Consider the following 14,139-nt stretch of genomic DNA (forward strand, 5'->3'; position numbering starts at 1 on the left):
TTTAAGGGGTAGACGGTGGTGCAGTCGTCGGTGGTGATGTTGTACCCTCGGTTGTTCCTGCTGCTGGATCTGTAGTTGTGCCTGGTGTTGTGGTGTCAGGAGTGGCTGGTGGTGTTGTTCCATTTTGACCACTATCTGTACTACCATCCGGTGTTGTTGTTCCTCCATCTGGTGGAACTGTACCTTGATCAGTATTCGGATCTGTTGGTGTTGTTCCTGTGCCTTGATCCGTTCCTGTACCATTGTCTGTACCCGGTACTTCTTCACCTGTTGGTGGAGTCGTTGGTTCACCTTCTGGCGGCACTACACCACCTTCTGGATTTTCTTCTGGTTCAGCAGGTGTCTCTGTTGCTTCATCGACTGTAATCTGAACCGTATCTGACGCATCCGATTGTGATCCATCTTTCATCGTAGCTGTTACATAATACTCATACGTTTGTCCCGGAGCTGCACTGCTATCTTGAGCAGAAGTATCACTTAATCCGCTAGATATCGCGGTAAATTGACCATCTCCGCTACCTTTACGATAAACAGTATACGAGCTGGCATTTTCTAAAGCTTTCCAAGATAAAGCAACCACTTGATTATCTTTATCATAAGAAGCAGCCATACCGCTTACAGCAGATACTTCCGGTTCCGGTTCTTCTTCCACCGGTTGCTCGACAGGAGCACTTGGTGTAGGAGCTTCAAATTGCTGTACTGGATATCCTTCAAGTGAAGGCCCCATAACCGCTGCAAACATCGCTGCTGCCATTCCACTACTTTCATTCAATAAATGGGTACGGTCTGGCTTGTCATATCCCATCCATACAGCGGCTGTCCACTCTTTGGTATAACCGACAAACCAAGCATCACGGTTCGCACTACTTCTGAATCCTTCGATACCATGCTGAGTTGTACCTGTTTTACCTGCTACCGGACGGTTAATTTGAGCACGTTTACCTGTACCATCATTAACAACATCTTGTAACATTTGAGTCATTTCATTCGCTGTTTGTTTGCTCATGACTTGCGAAGTATCTGCTTTATTTTTGTAAATTTCATCGCCACCGCTATCGACAATACTTTTCACAGCATAAGCAGGAGTATACGTTCCTCCATCTGCAAATGTACGATACGCTTGTGCCATCTCTAACGTATTGGTTCCTGTGCTTAATCCACCTAGCGCAAGCGCTAAATTGCGATCTTGATCTGTTAACGAGAATCCTACCGATTTGGCAAAAGCAAGCCCTGAATCAATACCGATCTGATTCAGTGTCCATACTGCTGGGATATTAATCGAATCTTGAATCGCTTCATCCATCGTTACTGTAGATGAATATCCATGCAAGTTCGTTGGACAGTAATTGCCAAAACATTGCTTTTCATTACTTAATAATGAATTAGGATTGAATTTCCCTGATTCCAATGCAGGTGCATATGAAATAATAGGTTTAAATGCTGAACCTGGCTGTCTACGACTAGTCACACGACTGAAATTACCTGTGTTGTAGTTACGTCCACCGAGTAACGCTACAATACCTGCGGTATCGTTATTGACGATAACCATTGATCCTTGAACAGGTACATCATCTGAACTTTTTTCAAAGAGGTCGTTATTTTTAAACGAAGTCTCCAAGTTCTGTTGAGCTTTGGCATCCATGGTCGTGTAGATTTTATATCCACCACGGTTCAAATCATCCGATGTTAAACCTGTTACATCTTCTGCTTCTTGCATAGCATATTCTATAAATGCTTCATAATTTTTATCTTTATCATTGGCAGAAGAATTGTATTTATAATCCACTGCGGCTGCTTCTTTAGCTTCTGCTTGTGTAATGTACCCTTGATCTGCCATCAATTGCAGTACAACGCCACGACGTTCTTTCGATAGATCAGGATTCGATTGTGGATTGTAACGTGATGGAGCTTTAGGTAGACCTGCAAGTGTAGCAATTTGCCATACTTTTAATTTGTTCAAGTCTGTTACACCAAAGTACGTTTCTGATGCTTCTTTGATTCCGTAAGCACCTTTACCAAAGAAAATACGATTTAAATACGTCGTAATAATTTCTTCTTTGGTCATTTTGCGTTCTATCGCTAAAGCAATCGATAATTCTGTTGCTTTACGGAAAAACGTTTTGTCATCATTCAAAAATACGTTTTTCGCTAACTGCTGTGTAATCGTACTTCCGCCTTCTACAGCAGAACGTGCTACAACGTCACGAACAGCTGCACGACCGATTGACCAAATATCTACACCCTGATGTTCAAAAAAGCGACGATCTTCTGTTGCTACAAAAGCATCCACAAGCAACTTCGGAATTTCATCGTATTGTACAGGGTCACCTGTCCTCACAGAGCGTTCTTGAATCAATGTGCCGTTGCGATCAAAGATTTGTGTAGGGCCGTTAATCGCTAATTTATTAATGTTTTGTTGATAGATTTTTTCTCCACTTACCATAATAAACATGTAACCGGCTAGTGCACAAAATACGCCCAAAGCAGCGACAATAAATAATGTCCAAAATACACGTTTACCTGTTATTTTTTTCTTTTTCTTTTTTGGTGTTGGCTTGGACTGTCCCGGTCTTGTTCTTGTTTCCGGCTTACTTTTGTCACTGCGGGATAGCTGCTGTCTTGGCATTTTTCGTTCTGACTCCCTTTCAGTAAAACAATTTACATCATTTATACAGCAAATGATTTTGAAGTATAGACGTCGTTCTGTGATGCCTAACGCTAGAAAGAAAAGAACAACCTATAGAACAGGTTGTCCGATTCTTTGTCCTATAGTTAGACGATGTTGAAGCATAAAAAGTTTCATTTTAATGTTAGTTGTCGCTTTGATTATCCTGCATTAGGGATACGTTACGTGATGGTGTAAATGTAGATACAGCATGTTTGTAGATCATTTGCTGACGTCCATCGCTATCCACCATAATGGTAAAGTTATCAAAAGCTTTGATCGTACCACGAATTTGAAAACCGTTGACCAGATAAACAGTCACTGGAATATTTTCCTTACGCAATTGATTTAGAAACGTATCTTGAATATTAATAGACTTATTCATTAGCCGTACCCCCAAGTGATTATTAATTCAGCATTGAAAATGCTCAATTCATGTAAGAATGTAATCTCAGTGTAATCAATGTTTTTAGGTTGTTGATGTATATTCCATATCCGCAGGGAATGTTCCTGCTATGATATTATGAACTTCACGGGTATGTTCGTCGCTTCTGTCCACATCGCTAACATCAACCCAATGAATATTATTCATATGACGGAACCAGGAAAGCTGTCTTTTTGCAAAACGACGCGTATCTCTTTTCAGCAGCACTACTGCTTCTTGAAGCGATACATGACCTGCAAGATGAGCAGCAATCTCTTTGTATCCTAGCCCCTGCATTGCGACCATTCCGGGGGTATACCCTTGATTCAAAAGGTTTCTTACCTCTTCAACCAGCCCTTCTTCTAGCATCTGGTCTATACGGGCTTCAATACGTTTATATAGCATTTCCCTATCCATTGTCAAACCTACAAAACATAACTCGTAAGGAGATTGCTTATTTTGCCCCGATAATTGATCGGAAAGTTTGACTCCTGTCATATGATACACTTCCAGAGCGCGGATTACGCGTCTTTGGTCATTAGGATGCAATCGTTTGGCAGAAGGTGGATCAATCTCTGCTAGGCGGTCATGGAGCGCTTGAGCGCCATGCTCCTCCGCATACGCCGCCTGTTCCTGACGAAATGCTTCATCAGCTCCATTTTCACTAAATTCAAATTCGAAACATACTGATTCAATATACAACCCGGTTCCCCCTACAATAAAAGGAAGATTCCCTCTAGCTGTTATCTCTGGAATCAATTTGCGACAACGCTGTTGAAATTCAGCCACTGAAAAGGATTCTTGAGGATCATGAATATTGATCAAGTGATGAGGAATTCCTTGCATTTCTTCCGGTTTGATTTTGGCTGTCCCAATATCCATACCACGGTAGACCTGCATGGAATCACCTGAAATAATTTCGCAGCCAAATGTTTTGGCAATTTCTATACTGATTCCAGTTTTACCAACAGCTGTTGGACCCATTAGGACCAGTAGCCTTGGTTTTTTAACCGTTTGGGTCATGGATAAATCACTCCGTATTCAATTTTTGATGTTTTGCGCTGTATTCGCTTAAATCCAAGCCGTTCATATTCTGGACTATCCCATTTTTCTTTGAGCAGAACAGACTTACGAGCGACTCGAATCGCTTGCTTAACCGCTTCTTCTGTTAACGCATTATGATTGGAAAATCCTCGCAAAGGTGCGATCGCAGCCGACTGATGTACCGCTTCACGAAACATCGGATCGAAATAAATCACATCTACACTTTTATCGGGTTGGTTGCTTAAATACGTCACATGATCTTGCTGAATCACTTCGATTCTACGCATCGCTTCATTAACAGCTTCGAGAGCCGTTACATGACTTCGAAGTCCTTCAGTCAGCAAAGCTGCAAGTGGCATCGAACTTTCTAACGCCACTACTTTTCCCCGCTCACCTGTATAAAGTGAAAATACAAGAGAATCTGATCCTAGTCCTGCTGTACAATCGATCACATGATCTCCAGGCTCTATCAGCGAGTGAGTGATCATCGGGTCTGCTTCCCCTTTGAGCAAGCGCTTGGCTCTGACGTACGCCATACTAGGGTGAAACTGCATAATAGGCTCCCCTGGACGCATAATCCGCACTTCTTGCTCGACCAGTACGATAAAATCAGTCTCATTATAGGTAGAGGCTAGCTTGGGGATAGAGCGCCCTGCACGCTTAATATAAGGAACAGCAAATTCCGCCGCCAGCTTTTGTGCACGCTGGATTGTATAAGTTGCGGCATCATCGCCAGTTGTAATCATCATTCTGTTTTTCTCCATTCCAGCATTTAAAAATACAAATCTACATTCACTTTCGAATGCACTTCCAGATTGTTCAGTATGAGTATATGCATCATACAAATCATTCTAGTTATTGTATGCCATAATACCATAACTCTGCATTACATCACACGTTTGAACATTTTTTCCAGATCATACGAAGAAAAAGAAACCACTATTGGACGTCCATGAGGACATGTATATGGCTGACGACAGGTCGCCAGACGATCCAGTAACGATTGTGCTTCAGCCTCGGTTAGCTTCTGATTGGCTTTGATCGAAGCTTTGCAAGAACACAATGTAGAAGCTTGCTCCCGTAACTTCGCTAGATCAATCGCTCGTTCACTAAGCACCCATTCTGCCATCTCTTCTATAACTTGTTGTTCTTCGCCTTTAGGAAGCCAGTATGGATAAGCTGTTACTCGAAACGTCTGACCACCAAAATGCTCTAAATACACCCCTACCCGCTCAAACCAATGCAATCGGTCTTTCAGCTTATTGGCTTCTGCTAAAGTAAATTCAAGCGTAATTGGCAACAACAGTTCTTGCGATACCTCTTCAGGGCGACCGAATTTTTCATAATAAAATTCGTAATTAATTCGTTCATGAGCCGCATGCTGATCAATCAGAAATAATCCTTCGTTATTTTGAGCGACCAGATACGTACCATGATGCTGACCGATCAAAGTCATATCTGGAAATTGCGGAATCTCTGGTTCTTCAGCAGTGCCATATAACAATTCCGCACTAAAATTACGATTGTTATTGTTGTTATAATTGGGTCGTTGTGGTGCTTGTCTTGCAGATGAACTAGCCGTACTTTTGGAAGCTGTTGCATTCTGTTTCTGATATTGCCCTGTGTGACTGTGTTCTTGAATTTGCTCAGCAGGCTGTGTCTGGATCGGAGCCGTATAAGCAGGCGGCGCATAAGACGGCTGATCTAAAACAGACGAACTGGCTTTATTAGATGATGTAGCTTGAACAGGTGGTAACTCTTTTCTGTCTTCCTGCACATGTGGTGCAATAGTTTGTTCCTTTTTCTTATACGTTATATCTTCTTCATTTGAAACAGAAGGAGACTGAATTTTAGATTCTGGTGGTAGATCTGCATCTGTAAATGGCGGAATATACGGTGCATCCAGATCACCCAATTCGCTTGAACTATGGCTTGGATTATGAGTATTTTGTTGCGGTTCCAAGTATTCCACAGGTGCTTTGGTAAAATTAAATTGCTCTTGTATAATCGATTCACTATTGCCACGCTTAATCGTCTGCTTGGTTGCATGTGGGATCAAAATCTCTTTACGCAATGTCTGACGAATCGCTTCTTCTACAAACAACATTAATTCGGCTTCTTTACTAAAGCGCACTTCCATTTTAGATGGATGTACATTCACATCTACTAATGAAGGATGCATCGTTAATTGCAATACAGCTAATGGATACCGATTAATAGGCAATAATGTATGATATGCACGTAAAATCGCTTGATTGACTGCATAATTACGAATATACCGACCATTCACTACAATAGACATCGCATTGCGACTAGATTTGGAAATTTCAGGTCGTCCTATATAACCACCAATCTGATAATCCAGATTTTCACCTTCTAATGGCAAGACCATTTTGGCAGCTGAAGTACCATAGACTGCCGCAATCACTTGTAGCATATCCCCTGTGCCCGGCGTCTGGAGCAACAGATTACCATTGTGCCGAAACGTAAAAGCAATTTCAGGATGAGCCAACGACATCCGGTACATAACATCAGAGATATGTCCAAGTTCGGTTTGCACTGTTTTCATATATTTCAATCGTGCCGGTGTGTTATAAAATAATGAATTCACACGAAAATCTGTACCACGCGGCGCCGCTTCATCTTCATTGACTTTGAGTGTGCCACCTTCAATCACTAGCCGTCTTCCTGCACCATCATCTGTAGCACTGGATAGCAATTCTACTTTGGATACAGCGGCAATACTCGGTAAAGCTTCACCACGAAAGCCCAGACTTGTAATTTGATATAGATCACGATCATCGGTTAATTTACTTGTGGCATGACGATAAAAGGCAGTCTCACAATCATCTGCGGCGATCCCTTGCCCATTATCTTGCACACGAATATATTCAAGTCCACCTTCGCCAATATGAATATCAATACGACTAGACTTAGCATCTATGGCGTTCTCAACCAATTCTTTTACAACAGAAGCTGGACGTTCTACAACTTCCCCTGCGGCAATCTGATTAGCAATATGTTCATCTAACACACGAATTTGACCCATCTATAATTCCTCCTTCCATCATTTCATTTCGTAATATTTAGCAAAATAAATAGGGTATCGATCTATACCATCAACCGTTATTATGAATACGTTGCTTTCACTTTGAGATCGTTCAACAACTGCATAGCCTGTAAAGGAGTCATATTCATAATATCTGTATTTTGAATCAATTCTACGATTTGTTTGGCTATCGGATCTTCTTTGATTATCGTCTGAGTAACTTCTTCTTCATCTCCGAAAATAGACAACTGTACAACATCTTGAGCTTTGGATGTAGCTGAATTAGCAGAATGTCTGCTTGGTGAGACAGACTGTTTATTCAGCGTATTTATTTCTATATCAGATGGTTGATTGGCTGACTCTTGCTTATGATCAACAGAAAGTATAGAACCTTTTTCAGCAATCTGGACAGAAGAATGATTGTTATTTTCAGCAGAAAACGATGTTTGTGTTTGTTCATTGGATAACAGTTGAGATTGTGTATCATTATGTTGTTGCTCTTCTGATTTAGCAGATATCGCTACAGCCGATTGATCTGCTACAACAGTGCTACTCGCCTGCTCCATCCGGCTAAGTATACCATTCGCGCGATCAATAATACTTTCTGGTAAGCCTGCCAGTTGCGCGCAATAAATACCATAACTGGTACTAGCTGCACCCGGAACTAATTTGCGCAGAAAATGAACTTTATCTCCGCTTTCTTTTACAGCCATTGAGAAGTTTTGTAGATGCTCTAACGTTTCTTCCAAATGCGCTAATTCATGAAAATGGGTAGACACCAATGCTTTACAGCCGATCTCATGATGCACATATTCGATCACTGCTTGAGCTATAGACATCCCTTCACTGGTTGATGTCCCTCGGCCTAATTCATCAATAATGATAAGACTTCGAGGTGTTGCACGCTCGGTCATTACTTGAATATCTGCCATTTCTACCATAAAGGTACTTTGTCCACCGATCAGATCATCTGCGGCTCCAATACGGGTAAAAATGCGATCGATCATTGGAATTTCTGCTTGACTTGCAGGTACAAAACATCCAATTTGTGCCATAATAGACACCAAAGCCACTTGACGCATATACGTACTTTTACCAGCCATATTTGGGCCTGTAATCAGTAAAATATTAGCTTTATCTTCTGTGATTTCTGTACTGTTCGATATAAACGATGTATTATTCATTACTGCTTCTACTACAGGATGACGACCTTCTTTGACAATCAGATCATAACGATCTGTCAATACAGGTTTGACAAAAGCACGCTCTGCACTAATCGCGGCAAAAGACTGATAAACGTCGATCTCTGCTACTTTTTCTGCTAACTGTTTGAGTCGTGGAATTTCGTTAGCAACTTGAGTTCGCAGATCAGCAAACAACTCATATTCAATATCGACCATTTTTTCTTGAGCTTCCAAAATAAGTGCTTCTTTGGCTTTCAGTTCGGGTGTAACGTAACGCTCTGCATTTGCTAACGTCTGCTTGCGCTCGTATCTGCCTTCTGGTAAAGCATTTAAGTTAGAACGAGTTACTTCTATATAATAGCCGAAAATTTTGTTATAACCGATTTTGAGCGACTTGATCCCTGTTGCTAAGCGCTCTGCTGCTTCAAGTTCAGCAATCCAACGCTTACCGTTGACGCTAGCTTCACGTAATTCATCCAGATGAGCATGATAGCCTTCGCGGATCAATCCTCCGTCTTTTACCGATACAGGTGGATCATCTACAATCGCTGTACTGATTGCATCGGTTAAGTCTGTACATTCATCCATTAACTGCGCGATTTGTTGCAAGGTGGATGAAGAAGAATCTGTACATTGACGACGCAATTCTGGAATTTGAGCAAGCGAGTCACGTAAAGCTAACATATCCCGTCCATTTGCTGTTCCAAAAGCAATCCGTCCCACCAAACGTTCCAGATCATAGATCCCTTTCAATTGCGATCGCAAATCTTCGCGCAAAATTAATCCTTGATGAAGCTTCTCTACCGCTTCTAAACGCTCTTCTACTAATTTACGAGATAACAACGGCTTATCGATCCAGCGACGAAGCAATCGTCCACCCATTGGCGTCTCTGTACGATCAAGCAACCATAGCAATGAACCTTTACGAGAACGCTCACGTACCGTCTCTATCAATTCTAGATTACGACGTGTAAATGGATCGAGAATCATATAATGTTCAGGCTCATAAGCACTGATATGTGTTAATTGTCCAAGCGAACGCTTTTGGGTTTCACTTAAATAGCCAATGAGTATAGAAATACACAACTGACGTTCTTCATCCAGTCTTGCCCACGCTGCTTCACCAAATTGACGACGTGCTAATTCCTCGCGTGCTTTGTCCCATGGTGTATATAGTACTTTGCGTCCTAGTTGTAGCGCTTGACGATAAGATTCATCAATCAGATCGACTTGTCCAATAATTTCAGACGGTTCATACAATCCTAGTTCATCACGTAACCATTGTTGTGAAGATAAAGCAGATGTCACATGCAGTTCACCTGTAGACAGATCACAAGCCGCTAAAGCCATTTTCCCTTCACGTTCTGTCAAACAGATCATGTAGTTGTTCGCTTTGTCGGTTAACCCTTTACTTTCCATCATCGTACCCGGTGTAACGACGCGGATAATTTCACGTTTGACAATTCCTTTGCTTGCGCCTGCATCTTCTACCTGTTCACAGATAGCGACTTTGTATCCTTTTTCAATCAAGCGATGGATATAGTTCTCTGCTGAATGATAAGGTACGCCGCACATCGGAATCCGCTCGGGCACACCAGCAGCTTTGCCTGTCAACGTGATCTCTAATTCTTTAGATGCTAGAATCGCATCGTCAAAAAATAATTCGTAAAAATCCCCCAATCGGAAAAATAAAAATGCATCTTGTGCTTGTTCTTTTATTTTGAGATATTGCATCATCATCGGTGTATACGTAGTCATGTTTCCCCTCCAAAAAAGCATTCCAGAATATCGTTAAGCATAGATATAACATGCTTGTTTTTATCGAAATATTATCGTACTCATACTTATTGCGATATGCAATCTTTTTTCGAAATGCAAATACCTGTTCGTCTCTTTATTATAACGAAAGAGCTTGAAAAGTGCTACGGATCAAAAAAGAAGTGCAAACCTAATGTTACCGGTTTGCACTTCTTTGGTGGTACTTGTAGTGAATCTTTTATTGTTGTACTTCTGGTTTGTCTGAAGTCAACTCGATTTCAGCTAGTGAATCGTAGCTTCCACCATACGTAATGTCATAATTTTTAACACGTTTGTTTACAGCTTGTACTTCGTAACGATACAAAGTAGGAATAACCGGTGCTTGATCGATCATCAACTGCTGCCATTGATTGTAAATATCTTTACGATATGTCATATCAAATGCTTTAGGAGATACACCTTCTGCAAGCAATTTATCATTTTCTTCACTTACAAAGCGAGAATAGTTGAATGACGCTTTGCTACCGTACAATCCAGCAGGGTTAATATCTGTACCTGTTCCCCATGCTGCGCCATATACATCGATGTCTGGATCATCTTTTTCAATACGATCATAGAAAGAGTTGAACTCTTGTAGACGACCATCTAGTAATTGAACGTTTAGACCAATATCTTTCCAGTTTTGCAGATAGAATTGAGCACGAGCTTCTGAGATGGTATCTCCACTCATTGCAGCATAGTTAATCGTTAATTTGTTTCCTTTAGGATCTTCGCGCAATCCGTCTCCATCTTTATCTACATAACCAGCTTGATCCAGCAATTGTTTCGCTTTTTCAGGATCATAGTTATATCCTTTGATGCTATCATCGTGATATTGTGCAAATGCAGGAATAATCAATGAAGTTGCAGGTGTACGCAGACCGTGATACAACTGTGTACCTACTTGTTCATTATTCAATGCATAACCCATCGCTTGACGTAACTCTTTGTTCGCCATTTTAGCATCCGGGTTCATTACACTTTCACCTTTAGCTTTATCGAATTTACCTAGTTTGAAGCCAATATAATCATAAGACATTTCTTGTCTACCCAAGAACTCTACGTTAGTTGGTACATTTTTACCATCATATAGACTGTTAGGGAATGCAGCTAAATCAATATCACCTTTTTTCAAAGATTCAATGACTACATTAGGGTTAACTACTTTAAGATTTACACCAGCTAATTTAGGTGCGCCGTGGAAATAGTCTTTGTTCGCTTCAAATTGTACAGATTCACCTGTAACCATCGCTTTGATTTTGTAAGGACCATAACCGATAGGGTTTTTACGCACTGGATCAGAAGAAGACATGTCTGCTACTGGAATATCTCCAAATACTTTTTTCTCTAAAGGATAAGACCAAAGACCCGATTTTACAGAAGGATCTGCTTCTTTAAAGTCGATTTGTACTTCTTTATCGTTTATGACTTTGATACCTGAGATTGTTTTCGCTTTGCCAGCATGGTAATCTTCCATACCTACAATATTCATAAAGCTTGTATCATAACGTACGCCGTCATAATCTTTGTTACCAATCACTTCAAAAGCAAAAACATAATCTTCTGCTGTAACAGGATTACCATCAGTCCAGTTTAATTTGTCGTCAATTTTTACATTTACAGTTTTGTTATCGTTGGAAAAGCTAATATTAGCAGCTCCACCGTCTTTCACATCAAAGTTCTCATCTGTAGCAAATAAAGAAGGATAGAAGAATTGAATAACTTCAAAATCCGGATTACCACTGTAGAAAATAGGATTCAAAATACCTTCAAATGGAGTATCCGAAATCAAACCGTAATTCATTGTTCCGCCTGCAATAGCAGCAGCAGTGTTCGTTGTTGCTTTTGGAAACTTACCTGATTCCTTTACACTTTCGCTTGTTGCTGGTGTTTCTTGAGCAGTTGGTGTTGACTTTCCACTTGTACAAGCAGATAGCACCAACACAAATGCAATGAACAGAATAGATACGATTTTCTTCTTTGTATTTCCCAACATAAATCTTCCTCCTTTTTGATGATCGTACTGTAAATTTATTATCCTAATCGCTGTCTAGCATCTGTCGCACGTTTGAGCGCTTGACCGACAAAGTTAATCGCTAGAATAAGTACCAAAATCAGCAGCGATGCTGGTAACCACATCCACCAATAGTTCTGCAAAATATCAGGATCTGTTGCATTACTTACAATCGTACCCAGACTCGGCGTACTCTGTGGCAATCCAAATCCTAGAAAAGATAAGCCTGTCTCAATCCCGATATTACCAGCAAGATTCAATGTCATATTTACAATAACGATTGAACTCAGGTTAGGAAGTATACCAAAAGCGATAATCTTCCAGTTAGGTGTACCTAATGTTTTGGAAGCTTGTACATAATCCAATTCTCGTTCAGCAAGGACTTTGGCTCGAATTAGACGAGCTTTACCTACCCAGAGAAAGGCGGTCATAATGAAAATAAATGACCATATATTATATTTAGGTACAATCGTTACAAATACGATAACTAACATTAAAAAAGGAAGTACAAGAATAAAGTCGATAAAACGCATAATAATATTATCTACGATTCCGCCAAAGAAACCTGCAATTAAGCCAATACTCAGACCAATAACAGCAGCAAAAATCGTAATTGCAAAAGCAATCGTAATTGAATTACGTGCTCCTATAACGACCTGTCCAAAAATATCACTACCAGCGCGGTCTGTACCTAACCAGTGATCTGCACTAGGTGGAGCTTTAATAGAAGTTAGATCCACTTTAGTTACAGCTTCTTGGTCGATAAAAAATACAGAACCATAAATAACAATCAAAAATAAAGCTAAAAAGATTAATGAAAGCATAGCCATTTTATCTTTGATTAATTCTTTACCTAAAATTGACCAACTTGAAGGCGATTTTTGAATCGTTTCTTCAGGCGCAAATGTTTGAGCTCTCATTCCCATTACAGGCTTCCTCCGTTCTTATTCTGATAGTACATGCCAGATGTATTGTTTTGCATTAGCTTAGCCAATCCGAATACGTGGATCAACCCAACTCAAAATGATATCCGACAACAATGTACCGATAAGAGCAAGTAAGCCGGAAAGCATAACCAATATGGTGACTACAGAATAATCACGCTGTGTAATGGATTGTAAAAATAGTTGCCCTAATCCTGGATAACCAAAAATAGATTCAATAAATAAGTTTCCAGCCAATACTCCTGTTAAGTCATAACCAAGAAATGCAGCAATAGGAAGTAAAGAGTTACGCAAAATGTGTTTTGAATACACTTTGGATTCTGGAACACCTTTAGAACGAGCTGTTTTGACAAAATCTTTAAGTCTAGTATCGATAACTTCATTACGAAGGTATTGAATCGTTGCTGTAGTACTCACTAGTGCCCCTGCAATAGCAGGTAAAATCAAGTGATAAAACTTATTCGCATAATAGGAACCAGATCCTGGCTCTATTCCTACATCTACACTACCACTTGTTGGAAACCATCCTAATTGGAATCCAAAAACGAATAGAATTAACAATGCAAAAATAAATAACGGTGTCGCAAAACTGAGATACGTGTACCCTGTAATCGTTTTGTCTAACAAACTATTCTGATAACGTCCACTCAAAATCCCCAGTGGGATCGAAATCAGATACGTTAATACTAGAATTGCTACACCGAGGTAAAAGGTATTCGCCAAGCGACTGCCAATCAAATCAGCAACGCCTATTTTATGTACATATGACTTTCCCAGATCCCCTTGTACTAAATTTCCTATCCAACGTCCATATTGTTGCCATGCTGGATCATTTAGACCTAATTTCTCCCGTTGTTCTGCTAATACTTGTGGACTGACATTCGGATTCGCTTGCATAGCACCCGTTAAAGCATCGCCCGGCATTGCTTTCGCTAAGAGGAAGATCAGCACGCTCAGTACGAACAATTGGGGAATCATGATCAGAATGCGGCGAAGCGTAAATTTCCACATAATTTAA

The 14,139-nt window shown here is 40.4% G+C and carries 9 protein-coding genes; all 9 read right to left on the bottom strand.

Going from position 1 to position 14,139, the window contains the following annotated elements; genetic code table 11:
* Position 1 precedes the first annotated feature (1 nt).
* Positions 2 to 2,626 (bottom strand): PBP1A family penicillin-binding protein, encoded by a 2,625-nt coding sequence (locus PQ456_RS13030; protein WP_273612672.1) that lies wholly within the window; start codon positions 2,624 to 2,626, stop codon positions 2 to 4.
* Between the two features lie 184 nt (positions 2,627 to 2,810).
* Positions 2,811 to 3,050: an RNA chaperone Hfq gene (gene hfq / locus PQ456_RS13035; protein WP_204823750.1), complete on the bottom strand. Its 240-nt coding sequence runs from the start codon at positions 3,048 to 3,050 to the stop codon at positions 2,811 to 2,813.
* A gap of 84 nt (positions 3,051 to 3,134) precedes the next feature.
* On the bottom strand, positions 3,135 to 4,112 hold the full coding sequence (gene miaA / locus PQ456_RS13040; RefSeq protein ID WP_273612673.1) for a tRNA (adenosine(37)-N6)-dimethylallyltransferase MiaA: 978 nt from the start codon (positions 4,110 to 4,112) through the stop codon (positions 3,135 to 3,137).
* Positions 4,109 to 4,882 (bottom strand): class I SAM-dependent methyltransferase, encoded by a 774-nt coding sequence (locus PQ456_RS13045; RefSeq protein WP_273612674.1) that lies wholly within the window; start codon positions 4,880 to 4,882, stop codon positions 4,109 to 4,111. Before PQ456_RS13045 ends, miaA begins: the two co-directional genes overlap by 4 nt.
* A 137-nt stretch (positions 4,883 to 5,019) precedes the next feature.
* On the bottom strand, positions 5,020 to 7,182 hold the full coding sequence (gene mutL / locus PQ456_RS13050) for a DNA mismatch repair endonuclease MutL (protein WP_273612675.1): 2,163 nt from the start codon (positions 7,180 to 7,182) through the stop codon (positions 5,020 to 5,022).
* An 80-nt stretch (positions 7,183 to 7,262) separates the two neighbouring features.
* Positions 7,263 to 10,124: a DNA mismatch repair protein MutS gene (mutS, locus tag PQ456_RS13055; RefSeq protein ID WP_273612676.1), complete on the bottom strand. Its 2,862-nt coding sequence runs from the start codon at positions 10,122 to 10,124 to the stop codon at positions 7,263 to 7,265.
* Between the two features lie 238 nt (positions 10,125 to 10,362).
* Entirely contained in the window at positions 10,363 to 12,159 is a 1,797-nt protein-coding gene (opp4A, locus tag PQ456_RS13060) for an oligopeptide ABC transporter substrate-binding protein (protein WP_273612677.1), read from the bottom strand.
* A gap of 38 nt (positions 12,160 to 12,197) precedes the next feature.
* Positions 12,198 to 13,103: an ABC transporter permease gene (locus PQ456_RS13065; protein WP_273612678.1), complete on the bottom strand. Its 906-nt coding sequence runs from the start codon at positions 13,101 to 13,103 to the stop codon at positions 12,198 to 12,200.
* 60 nt (positions 13,104 to 13,163) lie between these two features.
* Positions 13,164 to 14,132, bottom strand: coding sequence for an oligopeptide ABC transporter permease (gene opp4B, locus PQ456_RS13070; protein WP_273612679.1), 969 nt, complete (start codon positions 14,130 to 14,132; stop codon positions 13,164 to 13,166).
* Between the last annotated feature and the right edge of the window lie 7 nt (positions 14,133 to 14,139).

The organism is Paenibacillus kyungheensis, assembly GCF_028606985.1.
GTDB classification, from domain to species: domain Bacteria; phylum Bacillota; class Bacilli; order Paenibacillales; family Paenibacillaceae; genus Saccharibacillus; species Saccharibacillus kyungheensis.

Excerpts from the sequence above, each read along its gene's own strand:
- PQ456_RS13030 (WP_273612672.1), bottom strand. The coding sequence starts at position 2,626 with ATGCCAAGACAGCAGCTATCCCGCAGTGACAAAAGTAAGCCGGAAACA.
- hfq (WP_204823750.1), bottom strand. The coding sequence starts at position 3,050 with ATGAATAAGTCTATTAATATTCAAGATACGTTTCTAAATCAATTGCGT.
- miaA (WP_273612673.1), bottom strand. The coding sequence starts at position 4,112 with ATGACCCAAACGGTTAAAAAACCAAGGCTACTGGTCCTAATGGGTCCA.
- PQ456_RS13045 (WP_273612674.1), bottom strand. The coding sequence starts at position 4,882 with ATGATGATTACAACTGGCGATGATGCCGCAACTTATACAATCCAGCGT.
- mutL (WP_273612675.1), bottom strand. The coding sequence starts at position 7,182 with ATGGGTCAAATTCGTGTGTTAGATGAACATATTGCTAATCAGATTGCC.
- mutS (WP_273612676.1), bottom strand. The coding sequence starts at position 10,124 with ATGACTACGTATACACCGATGATGATGCAATATCTCAAAATAAAAGAA.
- opp4A (WP_273612677.1), bottom strand. The coding sequence starts at position 12,159 with ATGTTGGGAAATACAAAGAAGAAAATCGTATCTATTCTGTTCATTGCA.
- PQ456_RS13065 (WP_273612678.1), bottom strand. The coding sequence starts at position 13,103 with ATGGGAATGAGAGCTCAAACATTTGCGCCTGAAGAAACGATTCAAAAA.
- opp4B (WP_273612679.1), bottom strand. The coding sequence starts at position 14,132 with ATGTGGAAATTTACGCTTCGCCGCATTCTGATCATGATTCCCCAATTG.